Origin of the sequence: Auritidibacter ignavus, assembly GCF_003703835.1 — a bacterium.
GTDB classification, from domain to species: Bacteria; Actinomycetota; Actinomycetes; order Actinomycetales; family Micrococcaceae; genus Auritidibacter; species Auritidibacter ignavus.
The window spans coordinates 222,107-241,885 of sequence record NZ_RDQR01000001.1 but is presented as its reverse complement, the minus strand read 5'-3'; the positions used below and the strand labels follow the sequence as shown (position 1 = coordinate 241,885).

At 58.9% G+C, this 19,779-nt stretch carries 13 protein-coding genes; 9 read left to right on the top strand and 4 right to left on the bottom strand.

Going from position 1 to position 19,779, the window contains the following annotated elements:
• Positions 1-81 precede the first annotated feature (81 nt).
• Together DYI20_RS01060 and DYI20_RS01055 are read right to left on the bottom strand one after the other, a co-directional pair.
• Positions 82-1,176, bottom strand: a complete 1,095-nt coding sequence (locus DYI20_RS01060; protein ID WP_110100275.1) for an NAD(P)H-dependent flavin oxidoreductase — start codon at positions 1,174-1,176, stop codon at positions 82-84.
• A gap of 118 nt (positions 1,177-1,294) precedes the next feature.
• The gene (locus DYI20_RS01055; RefSeq protein WP_122548693.1) at positions 1,295-5,074 is read right to left on the bottom strand and encodes a multifunctional oxoglutarate decarboxylase/oxoglutarate dehydrogenase thiamine pyrophosphate-binding subunit/dihydrolipoyllysine-residue succinyltransferase subunit; all 3,780 of its coding nucleotides are present in this window, start codon (positions 5,072-5,074) and stop codon (positions 1,295-1,297) included.
• Between the two features lie 370 nt (positions 5,075-5,444).
• On the opposite strand from DYI20_RS01055, the gene guaB1 reads away from it, so the two are divergent.
• The 6 genes from guaB1 to DYI20_RS01025 all read left to right on the top strand — a co-directional run bounded on the left by guaB1 (position 5,445) and on the right by DYI20_RS01025 (position 12,772).
• Entirely contained in the window at positions 5,445-6,914 is a 1,470-nt protein-coding gene (gene guaB1, locus DYI20_RS01050) for a GMP reductase (protein ID WP_110100277.1), read from the top strand.
• Between the two features lie 213 nt (positions 6,915-7,127).
• Positions 7,128-8,492, top strand: coding sequence for a hemolysin family protein (locus DYI20_RS01045; protein WP_110100278.1), 1,365 nt, complete (start codon positions 7,128-7,130; stop codon positions 8,490-8,492).
• A 2-nt stretch (positions 8,493-8,494) separates the two neighbouring features.
• Positions 8,495-9,565, top strand: a complete 1,071-nt coding sequence (locus tag DYI20_RS01040; protein ID WP_110100279.1) for a hemolysin family protein — start codon at positions 8,495-8,497, stop codon at positions 9,563-9,565.
• A 144-nt stretch (positions 9,566-9,709) separates the two neighbouring features.
• The gene (locus tag DYI20_RS01035) at positions 9,710-10,885 is read left to right on the top strand and encodes a metal ABC transporter substrate-binding protein (protein WP_110100280.1); all 1,176 of its coding nucleotides are present in this window, start codon (positions 9,710-9,712) and stop codon (positions 10,883-10,885) included.
• 61 nt (positions 10,886-10,946) lie between these two features.
• Entirely contained in the window at positions 10,947-11,909 is a 963-nt protein-coding gene (locus DYI20_RS01030) for a metal ABC transporter permease (protein WP_110100404.1), read from the top strand.
• The gene (locus DYI20_RS01025; protein ID WP_110100281.1) at positions 11,906-12,772 is read left to right on the top strand and encodes a metal ABC transporter ATP-binding protein; all 867 of its coding nucleotides are present in this window, start codon (positions 11,906-11,908) and stop codon (positions 12,770-12,772) included. Before DYI20_RS01030 ends, DYI20_RS01025 begins: the two co-directional genes overlap by 4 nt.
• Positions 12,773-12,774: 2 nt before the next feature.
• Here DYI20_RS01025 and DYI20_RS01020 read toward each other — a convergent pair whose 3' ends face one another.
• Complete coding sequence (locus DYI20_RS01020; RefSeq protein ID WP_110100282.1) at positions 12,775-13,224, bottom strand: Fur family transcriptional regulator; 450 nt, start codon at positions 13,222-13,224, stop codon at positions 12,775-12,777.
• Positions 13,225-13,387: 163 nt separating this feature from the next.
• Here DYI20_RS01020 and DYI20_RS01015 point away from each other — a divergent pair, with 163 nt between their 5' ends.
• From DYI20_RS01015 to DYI20_RS01005, 3 genes are all read left to right on the top strand, one after another.
• Positions 13,388-14,062 (top strand): MBL fold metallo-hydrolase, encoded by a 675-nt coding sequence (locus DYI20_RS01015; protein ID WP_110100283.1) that lies wholly within the window; start codon positions 13,388-13,390, stop codon positions 14,060-14,062.
• Complete coding sequence (locus DYI20_RS01010; RefSeq protein WP_110098693.1) at positions 14,059-15,018, top strand: sulfurtransferase; 960 nt, start codon at positions 14,059-14,061, stop codon at positions 15,016-15,018. The genes DYI20_RS01015 and DYI20_RS01010 overlap by 4 nt, the downstream gene beginning before the upstream one ends.
• Before the next feature lie 124 nt (positions 15,019-15,142).
• A complete protein-coding gene (locus DYI20_RS01005) occupies positions 15,143-15,571 on the top strand; it encodes an HIT family protein (protein ID WP_110100284.1) in 429 nt (142 codons plus the stop codon).
• Between the two features lie 45 nt (positions 15,572-15,616).
• Here the strand turns inward: DYI20_RS01005 and hrpA are convergent, their stop codons facing one another.
• Positions 15,617-19,750: an ATP-dependent RNA helicase HrpA gene (hrpA, locus tag DYI20_RS01000; RefSeq protein ID WP_110100285.1), complete on the bottom strand. Its 4,134-nt coding sequence runs from the start codon at positions 19,748-19,750 to the stop codon at positions 15,617-15,619.
• Positions 19,751-19,779: the final 29 nt, after the last annotated feature.

Below are 19,779 nucleotides of genomic sequence, written 5' to 3'. Positions count from 1 at the left end.
TCTTTCTGTCTCAATCCGTTATTGTCTCAACGCTACCGCGGATTCGCGCAGAATCGATGAGCACTGCTATGTGCCGCGTGATCAGCCTGATGAGCGCAAACCGGCCAGCCGCTGTGGATGGTCAGCGAGCGTGGACGCGCTCAGCAAATGTTCCACAATTTCGGCAGCGGGCAGATGCTGAATGTTGCGGAAACCAGTTCCTGCCCAGAGATTTAGGTGTTCGGGATTGTGCTGCTGATCAGCCTGCTTGCGAATCCCTGAGGTGAGATAGTGCAACTGCGGGTATAGGTCGGGGGCCTGATCAGACAAAGCATCCGTGAATTGGTTGCGGATGGCCCGGGCTGGACGGCCGGTGAATGCCCGGGTGATCACGGTATCGCGATCGATCAGGTTGCGCAGTCCGAGACGGTGGGTCTGCTTGGTGCCAGCTTCTACTGCGTCCAAGAATAAGGTGCCAACCTGAACCGCTGTTGCGCCTTCGGCCAATAATTCGGCCACATCGTGGGGGCCGGCGATCCCACCTGCGGCGATAACGGGCACCCGGTGGTGTCGGGCCGCATAAGCGAGTAGTTCGCCGGTGCTGGGTGAGGCGTCGAAGTGATCGGCATCGGGGACACTGGCCCGATGCCCACCGGCATCAGGACCTTGGACGATGAGCAGGTCGGCCCCGTGGCGCACAGCTGCATCAATACCAGCACAGCTGGTGGCATTGAGCGCCACCCAGCGCCTGGCCTGGTGGACACGATCGATGACCTGAGCTGTCGGGTAACCAAAGGTAAAGGAGATGACCGGGATCGAGGAGCTCAGCGTCACGTTGAGCTTGTCATTGAAAGCGTCATCGGAGTAGATCGGCGCTTCTGGCAGGAGTTGTGGGTCTAGCTTCAGTTTCGAGATGATCTGGTGGCGGTACTTGAGGTACACGTCTTCGTCGATCTCTTGGGCCGCGGGGTCGGGGACGAACAGGTTCACACCAGCGGGTGCATCGGTGGCCTCGGTGTAGGCGTCCACTTGCGCTTTGAGCGCCTCGGCACTGAGATAGCCACCGGCCAGGAACGGAAACCCACCTGTTGCCGCCACGGCGATGGCAAGCTGGGCAGTGCTGGGGCCTCCAGCCATGGGGGCAACAACGAGCGGTCGTGTCAGGGTCAGCTCGGGCAACGATGGTATGGAGGGCATATCTTCGATGCTACGAATCAGGCCACGGTCACGGCAAGGGATACAGCTACGGCACGTGGCCCAATCAACCCGGTGATGGGAAGGTGAGACACGTGCCGTAGCTGGTCAGCAGGAGAACTTACTTTCCGAAGACCTCGTCGAGCAGTTCTTCCAGCGCCTGATCGTGCCGCGGCTTGCTGCCGGCTGCCGGGGAGGCTGAGGCTGGACGGGAGATGACGTTAATCTCGCGATCCAGTTCGGGGGCCAGGTTGACGGCCATGAACGGCCACGGCCCCTGGTTCTCCGGCTCATCCTGAACCCAGGTGAGATTTGCCTCGGGATATTTCTTCAGTTCTTCCTGGATCTCCTGGGTCGGCAACGGGTACAGCTGCTCGACGCGGACGATCGCGGTGGAATAATCCTCGTTCTTGGTGCGACGATCCAGCAGATCGTAGTAGAGACGACCCGAGACCAGCAGAACGCGTTGGGCGTTGGAGCCAATCTTGTCGTCTCCCATGACCGGACGGAAACCGTGCTGAGTGAAGTCGGCGATCTCCGAGCTGGCTTCACGGCGACGTAGTAGCTGCTTCGGGGTGAACACGATCAGCGGACGCCGTGGCGTGGAGTAAGCCTGCTCACGTAACAGGTGGAAGTGGTTGGCACCAAAGGAAGGCTGGACCACACGCATGTTGTGCTGTGCGCACAGCTGTAGGTAGCGCTCGATACGCGCCGAGGAGTGGTCAGGACCCTGTCCTTCGTAGCCGTGTGGTAGCAACATCACCAAGGAGGAGTGCTGACTCCACTTCTGTTCGGACGAGGAGATGAACTCATCCACAACGGTTTGAGCACCGTTGGCGAAGTCACCGAACTGGGCTTCCCACGCCACCAGCGCGTCGGGACGCTCCACGGAGTAGCCATATTCAAAACCAACGCAGGCAAACTCGCTCAGTGGCGAGTTGTAGATCCAGAACTTCGCCTGGTCCTCAGACAGGTTGGCCAGCGGGGTCCATTCGTCGTTGGTTTCGCGGTCGTAGAACACGGCATGGCGCTGTACGAATGTACCGCGTCGGGTGTCCTGACCGGTCACGCGCACCGGTGTACCTTCCATGAGGAGAGAACCGAAGGCCAGCAGTTCGGCAAAGCCCCAGTCGATGTCGCCGTCGACCGACATCTTCGCGCGCTTTTCCAGCATCGACTTGAGTTTCTTGTGAACGGTGAATCCTTCGGGGTACTCCGTGTGGGCTTCTCCGATCCGGCGCAACACTTCTTCGGAAATAGCGGTCTTTTCCGGAACGTATTCTTCGCTGGTTTCGTGAGAACCGTGCGCTGAACCCAAGATCGGGATCGGGGAGGTTTCGGCTTCGCCAATTTCGGCGAAGGCCCGCTCCAGACGATCCTTATAGTCCTGCATGGCCGAGTCGGCTTCTTCCTGAGTGATATCGCCACGACCGACCAGCGTCTCGACGTAGAGCTTACGGACCGAGCGCTTATTTTCGATCAGGTTGTACATCCGCGGCTGAGTCATCGAGGGGTCGTCACCCTCGTTGTGACCACGACGGCGGTAGCTGACCAGGTCGATCACAATGTCCTTGTGGAACCGCTCGCGGTAGTCGTAGGCCAGCTTGGCCACGTGCACCACGGATTCGGGATCGTCACCGTTGACGTGGAAGACCGGAGCGTTGACCGACTTGGCCACATCGGTGGCGTAGGTGGAGGAACGTCCTTGGGAGGGAGGAGTGGTGAAACCAACCTGGTTGTTGACGACCACGTGGATGGTACCCCCCGTACGGTATCCCCGCAATTGCGAGAGGGCGAAGGTTTCGTACACCACGCCCTGGCCGGCCATTGCGGCGTCACCGTGGACCAAAATCGGCATCACCGAGTAGGAAGTCGGTGAGTCAGAACCGCGGTCCAGACGATCCTGCTTGGCGCGCACGATACCTTCCAGTACCGGGTCAGCAGCCTCCAAGTGGGAGGGGTTAGCAGCCAGCGACACCTTGGTGGTGTTGCCGTTATAGGAGGTGAAGGTTCCTCCGGTACCGAGGTGATACTTCACGTCACCAGAGCCCTGCACGGTTTCCGGATCGATATTGCCGGTGAACTCGCGGAAGACCTGGGTGTAGGTCTTACCGGCGATATTGGTTAGCACGTTCAACCGGCCCCGGTGCGCCATAGCAATAGTGACCTCGTCGAGACCATCATCGGCGGCATCACCGATGGCAGCGTCCAACAGAGCGATCAGTGACTCACTGCCCTCCAAGGAGAACCGCTTCTGGCCGACGAATTTGGTCTGCAAGAAGGTTTCAAACGCTTCGGCGGCGTTAAGACGGCTGAGAATGTGTAGCTGCTCTTCCCGACTGGGCTTGGAGTAGGGGTGCTCCAGCTTGTCCTGGAACCACTCACGCTCTTCGGGGGAGTCAATGTGCATGTACTCCACACCGGTATTGCGACAATAAGCATCGCGCAAAACGCCCAGAATATCGCGTAACAGCATCGAGCTTTTGCCACCGAAATTTCCGGTTGCCCAAGAACGATCCAGATCCCACAGCGTCAGTCCGTGCTGGATAATGTCCAAGTCCGGGTGGGTGCGCATCCGGTACTCGAGCGGGTCCACATCGGCCATCAAGTGACCGCGGGTCCGGTAAGCGGCGATCAGCTGCTGGATGCGGGCGACCTTGCCGATTTCGTCACCGGGGTTGACCTGCACGTCGGGCTTCCAACGCACTGGCTCGTACGGAATACGCAAGGTCTTGAAGATCTCGTCGTAGAAGCCATCAGCGCCCAGCAAGTACTGGTGCACGTCGTTGAGGAAGGCTCCAGAGGCAGCGCCCTGGATGACACGGTGATCGTAGGTCGAGGTCAAAGTCAAGGTCTTAGACACCGCCCACCTCGACAACACTTCCTGCGAGGTGCCCTGGAAGGCCGCCGGGTAGTTCAGAGCGCCAACACCAATGATGGCGGCCTGACCCTCCGACAGGCGGGGCACCGAGTGTACGGTTCCGATACCACCGGGGTTGGTTAGCGAGACGGTGGTCCCGGAGTGGTCGTCCAGCGTGAGCTTGTTGTTGCGAGCCTTGGAGACGAGCTCTTCATAAGCTTCCCAGAACTCGCGGAAGTTCATCGACTCGACCTTTTTGATGCTGGGCTGAACCAGCACGCGCGACCCGTCGTTCTGGGGCAGGTCGATGGCCAGGCCGAAATTGATGTGTGCGGGCTGGACTGCGTACTTCTTATTGCCTTCTTCGCGGTACAGCGTGTTCATGCCCGGGTTTTTGACCAGGGCCTTGATGACGGCATACCCGATCAGGTGGGTGAACGAGACCTTGCCACCGCGTGCACGCTTCAGGCTGTTGTTGATCACCACGCGGTTATCAATGAGCGCCTTGACCGGCACATCGCGCACGGTGGTCGCTGTCGGCATCGACAGCGAGGCGTTCATGTTGGAAGCAATGGCCTTGGTGGCACCTTTGAGCTGGGTCCACGTGTCCTCACCCTGGTGGGACTCCTCGTCCTTTTTCTGCTTGGACTTCGGGGGCTCAGACGGGATGGCCTTTTCGCTGGAGCCCTCAGCCCGACGAACCTTCGGGCCGGAAGACTTTGAGGAGGAAGGCGAAGACGAAGAAGAGGACGACGATGCGGAGGATTGAGAGTTCGATTCCTTCTTGGTCGTTGACGTTGCGCTCGACTTCGTCGACGCGTTTTTCTGCTGTGGTTGAGCAGAGCGTGAGGTGCCCTTATCGCTGTCACCACCATGCCGTTTCTGCTGTGTTGCTGCAGTTCCTTCAAGGCGAGCGAAGATCTCGGCCCACTTGGGGTCCACAGATGAACGATCGGCCTTGTACTTTTCGTATATATCCGCCACTAGCCACTCATTGCCGGGGAATTCTTCTGACAGCTGGGCCGATGTCAGTTCTGGCACGGTGAAAGCCTCTTCCGTAGTCAGTTTGTGTTGGGGCGAGACGCTCTCAACGGGTGGCTGAGAAACAGTCCGCCACGTGTATTGTTCAGCTCTCTGCGCAGGTGCCTGCGGACATGTCATCGTCCGCGACACCGTGCCGAAAGCACGTTCTTTCATCATAGCTGTGATCGCGTCACGTAAGCCACAGCCAGGAGGTACTGTCCGACGAAGAAGTCAGGCTGTTTGCCAACAGCGCAAGTTCTAGACAATGGCGGTTTCACGGGCCCGAATAGCGGGATAAACCGGGGCAGCTGAAAAACGTGGTGCTCGCCCCAGGGATTATCGGTGTGGTGAGGTGGAGAGATGATGTGCGGTAGATCATGATAGAGGTATGCAGTTTTTAACCCAACCTCGGACTGATCTGACTTATTCAGATGTTTTCCTTGTTCCCTCCCGGTCTGAGATTACGTCTCGGACCGCTGTTGATATCTCGGCCCAGGACGGCACGGGCTCGCAGATACCGGTGGTGGCAGCGAATATGAACGCGGTCACTGGTCGGCGGATGGCGGAGACGATTGCCCGGCGCGGCGGGCTCGGCGTGCTCCCACAGGATCTGCCCCTGGATGAGGTTGCCTCAGTGACGTCCTGGATCAAATCTCGCCACCCGATCTTCGAGACCCCATTGTGGGTCACCCCGCAGGATCGGGTGTTGGACGTGCTGCATTTGTCGGCCAAACGCAATCATCCGGCCGTTGCTGTCATTGATGACCCCGAGAGCCGGACCTTCCGTGGTGTGGTGCTGGTGACCGACGTCGAAGGTGTTGACCACTTCACCTCAGTATCTGAACTGATGCGTGCACCGGTGATGACCTTAGGCGCTGACGAGCTTCCTGCCATTAGCACTCCCATGGCGGAACGCGCTGACGTTCTCAGTGAGCTATATCAGCGGATGCACCAAGCCCAGGTCGACTACGCCCCGGTCCTGGATGGGGACCGGCTTGTCGGGGTGATGACACTGTCCGGTGTACTTCGCTCCAGCCTCTACGCTCCGGGCGTTGACGATCAGCAACGCCTTCACGTCGCTGCCGCCATCGGCGTCAATGGTGATGTTAAAGGCAAGGCCGAAGCATTGGTGGAATCCGGTGTTGATTGTCTCGTGGTGGACACCGCACATGGTCACCAACAGAAAATGCTTGATGCCTTGAGCCAGGTTTCGCACCTGAAGGTGCCCCTGGTCGCCGGAAACGTTGTCACCGCAGATGGCACCAATGACCTGATCGATGCTGGGGCCGACATTATTAAGGTCGGTGTGGGTCCCGGGGCGATGTGCACCACCCGGATGATGACCGCAGTGGGGCGTCCTCAGCTCTCGGCGGTACTGGAATGTGCAGCAGCCGCGCGGGCTCGCGGGGCCTCGGTCTGGGCCGATGGAGGAGTAAAGCATCCCCGTGATGTGGCTCTTGCTTTGGCGGCTGGCGCCTCGCAGGTCATGATCGGCTCCTGGTTTTCAGGTACCTACGAATCTCCGGGCGACATCGTAGTGGACTCCTCGGGGCGTAAATATAAGGAAAACTTCGGGATGGCCTCGTCCCGGGCCGTCTCGGCACGCACCCGGGAAGATTCCGCCTACGAGCGCGCTCGTAAAGCGTTGTTTGAAGAGGGTATTTCCGGGTCGAAAATGTACATTGATCCCGACCACCCTTCGGTGGAGGACCTGCTGGATAGGATCACCTCGGGTGTGCGATCTTCGATGACCTATGCCGGCGCCTCAACACTGGAAGAATTCCACGAGCGCGCGGTCTTTGGAGTGCAGTCGGCCTCCGGGTACGAAGAAGGACGGGCAGTGGCTCAATCTTGGTAGTCCCGGCTGGTGGCCCTGTTGGTTGCGGGCAGGGCCACCGCAACCAGAATCAATGCTTATACTGTACTTATCATGCATAGATCCCCGCGTAAAAACTCTCACCGGGCAACGCAGCAGTCCGCCCGAGGATCGGAGCCTTCTAGTTGGCCGTGCGTGCCTCATGCTTTGATCCTGTCGGTGACCACCGTCCTACAAGGCTGGCGGTGATTTTTGATGGAATGGTTACTTTTCGGACTTGGCTTACTGCTGATCGGTGGTAACGGCTTTTTTGTGTCCGTGGAGTTCTCCATGATTTCCTTGGATGTTCCGACCGTGCAACGCATGGTCGATAACGGCAACCGCAAAGCCATTCCCCTGCTGAAATGCCTGAAGTCACTCTCCACCCAGTTGTCGAGTTGTCAGCTGGGGATCACGTTGACCACGCTATTGACCGGTTACGTTATGGAACCGGCGCTGGGCACCATTTTGGAAACCCCGATGCAGGCCTTGGGACTACCCGATGCGATCTCTTCCTCGGTCTCGCTGCTGATCTCTATGGTGATCGCGACAATCCTGTCGATGCTGATGGGAGAGCTGGTCCCCAAGAACCTGTCGATCGCGAAGGCTCTGGATGTCGGGCTCACGGTGGCTCGGGCACAGCTGATTTTCACCGCGATTTTCAAGCCGGTGATTCTGCTACTCAACGGCTTTGCGAACCGCGTGCTCAAAACCCTGGGGCTGGAAGCTGAAGAGGAGATTTCCGGGGCCCGGACCCCCGAGGAACTTTCCTCCTTGGTTCGTCGCTCCGCGGAGATGGGCACACTCGACGGGGACACCGCGCTCTTTGTGGACCGCACATTGCGTTTCGCTGACCGCACCGCCGCCGATGTGATGACACCGCGCATGAGAGTTGAAACTGTGGAGGTCGACCAATCGCTGTTGGAAGTCATCGATGCTGCCCGGCGAACCGGCGTCTCTCGGTTCCCGGTGATTGAGGATTCTGCCGACACGATTCGTGGCGTGTTGCACGTGAAGAAAGCAATCGCCGTTCCCAAAGACCAACGCGGTGACATGGTGGCTGCCGATATCATGACCGATTTGGCTCGGGTTCCAGAAACCATGCACCTCGATTCGCTGTTGACTGAATTGCGCGCGGTGAGTCTGCAGATGGTTGTCGTCGTTGATGAATACGGTGGCACCGCCGGTATCGTGACACTAGAAGACCTCGTGGAAGAAATCGTTGGAGAGGTTTCGGACGAACACGACAAAATTCGTCCGGGAGTGTTGCAGACAGCATCGGGGCACTGGTTCTTCCCTGCACTGTTGCGTCCCGACGAATTGATGGCTCAGATTCCAGAATTAAAAGTTCCCGAAAACGGCGCCTATGAAACCGTTGGCGGGTTCATCATGGCCGCCCTGGGGCGTGTGCCCGATATCGGGGATCAGGTGACCCTCGATGACGGCACTGTAGAAGTCATCAAAATGGACGGTCGCCGAGTCGACCGTTTGAAATATATCCCGGCGGTTCCGGATACCTCTAAAACGAAGACGGGTACCTCAATGTCAGGCGCTCCTTCCGTAGAGGCGGGTGAGAGCTAACGATGGATGAGCACGTCTCAGGTATCATCTGGCTCGTTGTTCTCTTGCTGGGCAACGCTTTCTTTGTGTCCGGTGAGTTTGCGGTCATGGGTGCCCGGCGCTCGCAGATTGAACCTAAGGCCGAAAACGGGTCAAAGCTGGCCAATACCGCCCTGTATGCGATGGAACACGTCACCCACATTCTGGCGGTCTGTCAGCTGGGCATTACGGTTTGTTCGCTGCTGATCCTCAATGTCTCCGAACCGGCTATCCACCATCTGTTTAGTATTCCGCTGCAGGCTACTGGACTCCCTGATCCGGTCGCCGATACCACCGCCTTTATCTTGGCGTTGTTGATCGTGACCTTCTTGCACGTGACTTTTGGTGAGATGGTGCCCAAAAATGCGGCTGTGACCCTGGCCGATCGGGCGATTCTGGTGCTTGCTGTACCGCTGGTGGCCCTGGACAAAGTATTACGTCCGCTGGTGTTGTTTTTGAACTTTGCGGCCAATGTCGTGCTGAAATTGTTCAAAGTCGAACCCCAAGACGAGGTCAACTCGACCTATACCTTGGAAGAGGTCCAATCCATCGTTGAAGAATCCACGCGTTCCGGGCTCTTAGACGACAACACCGGTTTACTCTCGGGCGCCCTGGAATTCTCTGACTACACCGCGGAACAAGTCATGCTTCCTTTGGACGATGTCATCACCCTGCCCCTGGGTTCCTCGGCGGAGGATTTCGACGACGCGGTGCGCCACACCGGGTTCTCTCGGTTCCTGATTGAAGACACCAACGACGGAGCCTATCTCGGCTACTTGCACCTGAAAGACGTGATGACCGTCCCAGAATTCCGCTACGAGGACCCGCTACCTCTATCAAAGATCCGATCGATGTCGAATGTGGCAGCCAGCGAAGAGATCGAAGATGCTCTGGAAGTGATGCAGCGCACCGGTTCGCACGTCGCGCGCGTGATTTCGCCGCAAGGAGAAACCATCGGTGTGCTGTTCCTTGAGGACGTCCTGGAAGTGCTGGTGGGTGAAATTCACGACGCTACTCAGCCCACGTCCGCCACTGACACGTCACAGTCCTCTTGAGGGCTTGACGAGGGTTGTTTTCTGATAATGAGAACTGTTTTCAATATGATAGTGTGTTCACGACTGGATACGAACCCCTCCATGAAGATGGTGCGGGGACTGTTTTATTTGTCAGATTGACGTGATTTCAGGAGGACACAGCATATGCGTCGCGATCACATTAACCTGCGCTCGCCTCATCGCCGGGCTGCTATGGCCCTCGGCTCACTGGGTATTATTGCTGCTCTCGGGTTGAGTGCCTGCTCCAACGACAACGCCGATTCTGAGGCCAACGCCGGGCAAGGAGAACAGAAAGAGGGACTGTCGGTCGTTGCTACCACGACCCAGGTTGGTTCCATTACCTCACAAATTACTGATTGCGCCGGTGGTGAAACCCAGGTCCTGATGGGCCCCGGTGATGACCCGCACCAGTTCTCGCTATCTTCCAAGCAGGTCACCGATGTTGTCGATGCAGACCTGGTGGTTTCCGTCGGCTTGGGCCTCGAAGCCGCTATGCAGGATTCTCTGGACAACGCGGAATCCGATGGTGCTGACATCTACGAGGTGGGTGAAGAGCTCGAGCCACTACCGATCGGCGATGATCATGTGCACAATGACGGCCACGATCATGATCATGGTGATGAAGACCATGACCATGATCACGAACATGGCCATGGTGATGAAGAGCACGACCATGATCACGACCATGATCATGGTGATGAAGAGCATGGCCATGATCACGACCATGATCATGGTGATGAAGAGCATGGCCATGATCACGACCATGACCATGGTGATGAAGATCCGCACGTGTGGATGGACGTATCTCGGATGGCTACCGCAGCCGAGCTGATCGGTGATCAGCTGGCTGAGCACACTGACGATCAGGAGCTGGCCGAGCAGTACACCAGTTGCGCCAGCGATGTTAAGGCTGACCTTGAGGAAACCGATCAAGAGGTTCGCGATATCCTCGACGAGATCGAGACTGACGAGCCCTCCTTGGTCACCGACCACGCAGCCTACCAGTACTTTGCTGATGCGTATGGTTTCGAGATTCGCGGTATCGTGATTCCTGGTGGTTCCACCGACGCGGAGCCTTCCAGCGCTGCATTGAGTGAACTTGCTCAGGTGCTAGAAGACGAAGACGCCGACGCCGCTGTGACCGATAAGCTTAGCCCCAATCCGACGTTGGAAGGACTGGCTGAAGACCACGGCGAGGTTCCGCTGATCCACCTGTACGAAGGTGGATTGGGTGAGCCCGATTCGGAAGCATCTACCTATCAGGACGCCATGATCTACAACGCAGAACAGTTGCGTGATGGATTGAACGGCGAGCAGTAGCCTTCCTCGCGCAACTGCGTGCCGGTGTTCAGGTGGTAACTCAAGAGAGGTGATCGACGGCGTGGAATGGTTGTTAGACCCGTTTGCGCTCGGATTCCAGCAACGCGCTCTCATCGGTGGCATGCTGGCTGCGGTGATGAGTGCCGTGGTTGGCGTGTGGCTGGTCTTGCGCGGGATGAGTTTCTTCGGCGACGCGTTCGTCCACGCCGTCGTTCCCGGCATTGCCGCCTCGGTGATTTTCGGTTTTTCACCTTACCTGGGGGCCGGGATTGCCGCGGTGGTGATGGTCACCGGCATGGAGCTGGTCCACCGCACCACCAGCTTGAAAGAGGACACCTCCATCGGGTTGTTATTTGTCGGCATGTTGGGCCTCGGTGTGGTGATGATTTCTACGCTCGAGTCTTTCGCCGGCTCGTTGACCACCATTCTGTTTGGTGATGCCTTGGGCGTCAGTCGCCAAGACATTATCGCTCAGTCAGTATTCTTGGTGGTCGTCGTGCTGATGTCCCTCATGCTTTATCGACCCTTGTTAGCGTTGAGCTTCTCTCCGCTGAAAGCCAAGTCCTTGGGAATGCGACCACAGCTGACGCACTGGTTGTTGTTGATCATGATTGCCGGAGCTGTGATCGGCAGTTTCCAAGCGGTGGGAACGGTGCTGGTATTCGGTCTCCTCGTCGGACCGGCAGCCACTGCGGCGTTGCTGACCCGTAGCGTGCCCCAAATGATGCTGGTCTCGGTGCTCATTGGGGTTACCTCGGTGGCTACCGGACTCATTATTAGCTACCACGCGGACACCGCTGCCTCTGCCACGATGGCAATGGTTCCCATCGTATTGTTCTTTGTGGTCCTAGCAATTCGAGATATCGTTCGCCGGATCCGCTCCCGGGCGTTGCGTTCGGAGTACGGCCCCGAGGACCCCGATGCTCCCGAGGCGGAGCCGGCTTTGTTGGCAGCTCAACACCCGGTGGCCAATCAGACGAGCACCCAACCGACCATGGCCCACGTCAAAGGTCCGAACGCATGATTTCACCATCGACAACGCACGCTTCGACCGCGCCGGACCAACGACTCCTTGTCCAGGCCCGGGACATCAAACTGGCCTATGGTCAGTATGTCGCCGTGGACCGGTCGAGTTTTCACATACCCGCCGGAGCCATTACCGCGGTGATAGGACCAAACGGGTCTGGTAAATCCACCTTGTTGCAGGCGATCGCCGGTGTTTTGCCGGTGGCTGCCGGTGAACTAACGGTGCTGGGCCGCTCACCTGAGAAAATGCGACCACACGTCTCCTTTGTGATGCAGTCGGTGGTCTTTCCGACCGGTACCCCAATTACGGTCAAGGACGTGGTGTCCATGGGGCGCTACCCCCAGACCGGCTGGTTTGGTCTGAGCACCGCGAAGGACCGGGTTGCCGTGGACCGGGCCATGGAGGTCATGGAGATCACTCACCTGAAGAAAAAGCATCTGGAAGAACTGTCCGGCGGTCAGCGTCAGCGCGTGTATGTGGCCCAGGGGATTGCCCAAGGTCATGAGATTCTCGTGCTCGATGAGCCGATGACCGGACTGGACGTCCGCTCGATGAAAGTCATCGACCAGGTGATTCACGAAGAGACCAAACACGGTCATTCCGTGGTGATGACGACGCACGATCTCGATGAGGCCGCTGTGGCCGATTATGTGGTGCTACTCAAAGGAAAGGTGCTGGCTTGTGGCATTCCCAGCGAGGTACTCACGCGCGAGAACCTGGAAACGGCCTACGGATTGGGTGCCCTGCATGATACAGCCAATCTCACCGAAGAGCTGAGTTCCCAGGGGATCGTGGCGTTGCCTCATACCGATAATGACAGCCACGGGCAAGAAAGAGCAGACGAGAATGACCACTCCTAACGCTAAGTTTCGGGTACTGATTCGTTAGTGAGGTTTTCTCGGCCCGCGAGCTGATCGCGCTGACAGTTCGGGCACAACCCGAATATTTCCAAGGTGTGATCCTGGGGGAGATATCCGAACCGACGTGCGGTCTCGTCGGCAACTTGTTCCAATTCGGGAGCCTCAAACTCTTCGGTGGCTTTGCACCGGGTGCACACGACGTGATGGTGGTGTTGAGGGCTAGTGCAGTGACGGTAGAAGGACTCTCCGTCATCACTGGTGAGCAGATCGACGGTTCCGGCTTCAACCTGGGCCTGGAGGACTCGGTAGACGGTCGCCAGCGAGACTTTTTGATCTTGACGCAATAAACCCTGGTGAATGTCTTGAGCCGAAACAAAATCGTCGGTTGCTGAGAGGAACTCCTGGATGGCTTGTTTCTGCCAGGTATTACGCGTTTTCGGCTGATTTGTCATGGCGATGCAACCTCGGGTTTAGGGTGGCGGTGAATATTGGCCGTGAGTAGGAATGATTCCGGGAAATGACAGCGGGTCGTGCCTCGACAGGCATCTGCACAAACACGGCTGTAACAGTTAGTGTAGGAGCGTGGACATTTCAGCTCAAAGTCGCCAGTCCGACATGAAACTCACAAAGTTTGGGCACTCGTGTGTTCGCCTGGATAGCACCGATCACCGCACCGTGATTGACCCCGGTGGTTTCACCGATGTGATCACCGCAGCTGCTGGAGCGGAGACCATTTTCATCACCCACGAACATCCCGATCATGTTGATGATGAGCTCGTCGTACAGTTGCTGGCCGGGCATTATTCGGTCCGGCTCTACGCGCCCGAAACGGTGATAGAACGACTCTCACACCGCGTTGCAACCGAAAAGCGCGATATTTCCGAACACCGACTTAAAGTGATCGCTGCCGGAGACGAGCTAGATTTACCTGGCTTTCACGTGCAAGCCGTGGGTGGCCAGCACGAGATCATTCACCCCCAGATCCCCCAAATCGACAACATCGGCTACGTGCTCAACGGGTCGGTATATCACCCCGGTGATAGCTTCATTGTTCCCGCCGGGGTCGAGATCGATACGCTGTGCCTACCGATTAACGCGCCCTGGGCGTCGTTGGAAGATACCTTAGACTTCATGATTAGCGTTCGGCCCCGCCAAGCGGTGCCGATCCATGACGGACTGTTGTCAGACAACGGCCACACCATTTACGACAAACAGGTTCAGGCCTTTGCTGAACGCTACGGCATTGAGCTGAATCTCCTAGCCGAAGGCGAACACGCGTGGACTCGATGACATCTTTAGGCCATACTGCCACCGAACAGCGCCCCGCCGCGCTGATCGCAGATCAGGTGCTGTCGTACTGGTTACGCCACGACGACGAGCAACACGTTCAAGAGGACCCCGGAACACAACCGGAAGGATTTGTTGCTACCGACCAAGCCCCGCAGGCCGGGCACCTGGTGATTCTCGATGTGCGCTGGTCGGCAACCGAACCCGGTGAAGGCCATGAACGCTACCGACAAGGGCACATTCCCGGCGCTGTGTTCGTCTCGATGTCCGGGCAACTCTCCGGGCACGGCGCCCCCTCAGAGGGACGTCACCCGCTACCGGATGCTTCCCGCTTCACGGACGCAGTGCGTATGCTGGGCATCAATGACGGCGACACTGTGGTGGTCTACGACGATGTGGCCTCGACCTCTGCTCCCCGCGCCTGGTGGTTGCTCCGCTATGCGGGTATGGAACGTGTTTATGTGCTCGATGGAGGCCTCCATGCTTGGCGTGAGGCCGGTCTGCCGCTGCAGGCCGGAGAAGCGCTACCAGCGATCGGTAAGGCCCACATCAGCTGGGGCAAAATGCCGGTTGTTGGCACCGAGGAAGTCGAAGCACTAGCAGCTGATGACAACGGGGTGTTGCTCGATGCCCGCGATTACCGTCGGTACACCGGTGAAGAAGAGCCCATCGATCCGGTGGCCGGCCACATCCCCGGAGCCGTCTCAGCCCCCGTATCTGAGCTGACCGATGAGACCGGGCGCTTTTTGCCTGCCCAGAAACTCCGTGAGCATTTCGCCTCCCGCGGCGTCGCACCGGAACATGCAGTGGGTGTTTATTGTGGCTCGGGTGTCACTGCGAGCGCGGAAGTGCTGGCTCTATATATTGCCGGCATGGACGTTGCCCTCTACCCCGGGTCGTTTTCGGCCTGGATTAACGCCGGGGATCGCCCGGTTGCCACCGGTGAGCATCCGTACTGATCCTGGCTGGGTGATCTTGAACACCGTGGCCGAAACGACGAGACTGGACGTGAGAGAGTTCGAGCCCGTCTGGCGCTGAGGACCCAGTGCCCAGTTGAGATAGCACGAGACAGGAGTCAGGACAATGTCCACCGTTTTTACCCGCGTCATCAATGGTGAAATCCCCGGCAGGTTCGTGTGGAAAGACGAACGCTGTGTGGGCTTTTTATCCATCGGCCCTATGGCACCCGGGCACACCCTCGTGGTGCCACGAGAAGAAGTGGATGTCTGGACCGACGCTGATCCGGATCTGCTCCAGCACTTGATCACCGTGGCCCAAAATATCGGCGCCGTGATGCCCAAGACCTTCAATGCGGTACGGGCCGGATTGATGATTGCCGGCTATGAGATCCCGCACCTGCACCTGCACGTCTGGCCCTCCAGCTCGTTGGAGGACTTCGACCTCGATAAGGTTGACAACAACCCTGAGCCCGCCGAGATGGACCAGGCCGCCGAGAAACTACGTGCCGCCCTCGTGGGGGCCGGCCACCAGGAATTCGTCCCCGAAGCATAAGCGGGGTCGACCACAGCCGGCACCATGCCGGGTGTGGCACAGACCTCAAGGTGAGGGCACGGCCTGTAGTGCAGCACGGACCTTCTTTTCCGACACCGACACGGCCGTGCCCAATTGCTGGGCAAAAAAGCTCACCCGTAGCTCTTGGAGGAGCCAAAACACCTGACTGAGCTCAGCGGGAATGAACCCGGCCTGTGCATAGTCATCCACCCGGCGCTGGTAGGCCTGCTCGAGATCGTGAATGACTTGCATCGACGCTGCGTCGGCCTGGAGACCGTGGGCTGAATTCTGCAATTTCTCAATCCGGACAGTGATGGCCTGGATATAGCGGGGTAGGTGCCGTAGCTGGCGCCACCCGGTTTTCGCCACGAAATGCTCGCCCAGTAACTCATCTAGTTGCGCGCGGATATCGGTCAGCACCGGCGCCATGGTCAAGGACTTAAGTGTCTTGGCGTCACGGCGTACGTGGCGAGCTGCGTGCAGCGCCTCGGAGACTACCGCGGTGACCCGAAAGTTTTGGTCTATCACCTCGGCGCGAACCTGCTCGTGCAATTGCTCAAACTGCTGGGCTGAGCGGGGGAGTTGGCTGTGCGAGGCTGGAACCAGCGCATCGATGGACGCGGTGAGACTGTCGGAGACAATCTCTTGCAGATCCGAATGCGGGGCACTGGTGAAGGTTAGCTTCTCCTCGTTGCTGAGGTGGTCGGCAATATAGCGTTGGGTATCGGGTAGCCCAGCCCGGAGCAACGCTACGACGCCGTGACGGTGCACGGATTGTGCCTCGCCCAGCGTTCGCATGATCACCAAATCAGCCCCCACCCCAGTGGTAGCGGGCGATAGCGCCGGGTAACCGGTCACCAGCTGGTGACCGGACCCGGTGGCCACCGGGGTTTGCACCTGTTCGGGGAGCTCGGGGATATCCCAGCGGGTCAACCCTTGCCGTGGCGTGAAGGACTCGGTCACGGTCCGGTCCTGGTCCCGTCGAGGTGGTTGCTTGCCGCTGTTGGATGCTGGCTGCCGTCGGGTGGTGTCCTTCCCGGGGCCAGGGGTGGGGTGCTGAGTGGTCTGAGCGAGGTCCACGCCTTGAGCCTGAGCCGCGCGGGTCAGTGATTCGGCCAGGGCGGTGCGGTTTTCGCCGGCCAGGTCTCGTTGCAACTGCCCGAGGTCTTCACCGACCCCCATGACCGCGCCACGGTGATCCACCACGGAGAACGTCATCCGCAAATGTTCGGGCAGGGCCTCGGGGCGCCACTGGTCCCGGGGCACCTTGACGTGCTTGACATCCAGTAAGACCGCCGAGAGGGCATCGTAGAAGTCATCGGTGAGCGGGTCGTAGTCGCGGTTGAGTATGGCCAGCGCCCGACGTGCGGTATCTGGGGCGGGAACCAACTGCTTGCGTAAGGCCTTCGGCACGTTTTTGATCAGTGCCGTAATCAGCTCTTCGCGTAGCCCTGGAATCAGCCAAGCGAAACGGTCGGGGTTCATCCGGTGCAAGATTTCGACCGCTATGGTCACCGTCACGCCGTCAGTTGGCGGTGGCGTGCCGGCGGAGTTGTTCTCGCGACGGGTCTGCGCCAGCGTCATCGGGGCAAAAGTGTAGTCCAGTGGGAGCTCGAGTTCACCGTGCTCGGTGGGGTGAATCAATACCGAGGGGTATTGTGCGGGGTCCAGTTGCTCGGGCTCGACGCGGATCAGGTCCTCGACCGCGATATCGAGCTGGTATTCATCTGTGCGACGTGCTTTTTTCCACCAGCGGTCAAAGTGCCGGACGGAGACCACCGAGGCTGGGATTCGGGCGTCGTAGAAGGCGAAGAGGTCCTCATCGGAGACTTTCAGATCGTGGCGACGATGTCGGGTCTGCAACTGGTCGACCTCGGCCATCCGCTCCCGGTTGCGCGCAAAGAACCGGTGCCGGGTGTGCCAGTCACCGTCCACCAGCGCGTGGCGGATAAACATCTCACGAGCCAGTTCACGGTTGACCCGGTAGTACTTGATCGGACGATCGACGGCCACCGGCACACCATAGACGGTGACCCTTTCCCGGGCCATCGCCGAGCCCTGACGGGTGGACCAATAGGGGTCCGAGACGCTGGATTTTGCCAACGGTCCAGCAATCTCTTCGATCCACTCGGGCTCGACTTTGGCCACCTGGCGTGCCCAGAGCCGGGAGGTTTCCACCAGTTCGGCAGCCATGACATAGTCGTGGCGCTTTGTGAACAGTCCGGACCCGGGGAAGATCCGAAATTTGGTGTTACGAGCACCAAGATATTCTTTCGTGCGTTGCTGATAGGTGCCGATCTGACTGAGTAACCCGGTCAGCACCGCCTGGTGGACTGCCTCATGGGTGCCGACCGGATCGACCGGTCCGGCCGAGACTTTCAAGCCCACCCGGTGCGCCATTTGCCGCAACTGCTGAACCAGATCCTGCCATTCACGTACGCGTAGGTAGTTGATGAATTCTCGGCGACACATCTTCCGGAACTGATTGCCCGAGAGCTGTTTTTGTTGGGAGCGTAAATACACCCACAGATTTAGCATCGCCGAAAAATCGGAATTCTCATCGGTGAAGCGCGCGTGGGCCTGATCGGCGGCATCTCGTTGATCGGCTGGGCGCTCGCGGGGGTCTTGGATGGTCATCCCGGCAGCCAGCACCATGACTTCGCGGGCTACCTTATGCTGGTCGGCTGCCAGAATCATCCGCCCCAGACGCGGGTCAATGGGTAATTGCGCTAGGCGACGGCCTAGGGGCGTGATGGTGCCACGGGTAAAGGTGCGGGTGCGCTTCGTGCCGGAGCGGTCGGTGACCTCCACCGGTGCCCCGGAGTTCAGGGCACCGAGCTCCAGCAATTGCTGAATACCGTCGGTAATTTGGCGGTGCTCGGGCGGTTGCAGGAAGGGGAACTCTTCCAGATCGGTGGGGGTTGTGGCTACGCCGGCGGCTAACATGTCCAGGATCACCGAGGCCAGCGAGGTTCGCAGAATCTCCGGGTCGGTAAATTCAGGGCGCTGGTTGAAATCTTCCTCGGAGTACAAGCGGATGGCCACCCCGGGGCTGGTGCGCCCGGCACGTCCGGCCCGCTGGTTCGCGGACGCCTGGGAAATGCGCTCGACCGGCAGCCGTTGCACCTTCGTGCGCTGGGAGTACCGTGAGATGCGGGCAGTACCGGTATCGATGACGGCCGTGATGCCCGGGACCGTCAGCGAGGTTTCGGCCACGTTGGTCGCCAAGACAATCCGCGGAGCCGAGGTGGAACTGCGCCGGAAGACGCGTTGCTGTTCAGCTAAGGACAACCGCCCGTAGAGGGGAAGAATGTCCGCGTGTTTGAGCCTTGGATGCGAGGAAATGGCAGCCTGGATCACTTCCTTGGCGTCACGGATCTCACGTTCTCCGGGAAAGAACACCAGGGTATCCCCACCGTGGTCGGTACCCAGCTCGAGCACCGCATCGGCCACCGCGTCCAACGGGTCCCGGGCGTCCTCGGCATCATCGGCGTCATCGTCGGGATCATCGGCGATGCGTGGATCGGTCAGTGGCCGGTAGCGGATCTCTACCGGATAGGTTCTGCCCGAGACTTCAATAATGGGGGCCGCTGCACCGGTGGGCGTGGAGAAATGTTCGGCAAAGGACTCCACATCGATGGTCGCTGAGGTGATGATCACCTTGAGATCCTGGCGTTGAGGCAGGATCTTCTTGAGGTAGCCCAGTAAGAAATCAATATTGAGCGATCGTTCGTGAGCTTCGTCGATGATCAGCATTGAGTAGCGGCGCAAGAGCGGATCATGCTGAATTTCGGCCAGCAAAATGCCGTCGGTCATGACCTTGACTGATGTCTCAGCTGACACCTCAGAGGTGAATCGCACCTGGTAGCCCACGTGTTCACCAACGGTTTCATTCAGCTCCTCGGCGATGCGTTCGGCCACTGACCGGGCGGCAATACGACGTGGCTGGGTGTGCCCAATCATCCCGTGCTGGTCCAGCCCCAGCTCCAGGCACATCTTTGGCAGCTGGGTGGTCTTACCGGACCCGGTTTCGCCGGCGACGATCACCACCTGGTGACCGGCCACCGCGTTCATGATCTGTTGTCGCTGGGAGCTCACCGGAAGATGTTCCGGATAGGTGATGCGCGCTGGAGGCAACAGGACATAGCCCGTGGAGGACGAAGAAGTGAACGGCGTCATCGTAGTTGGTGATCTCACTTTCGACGATC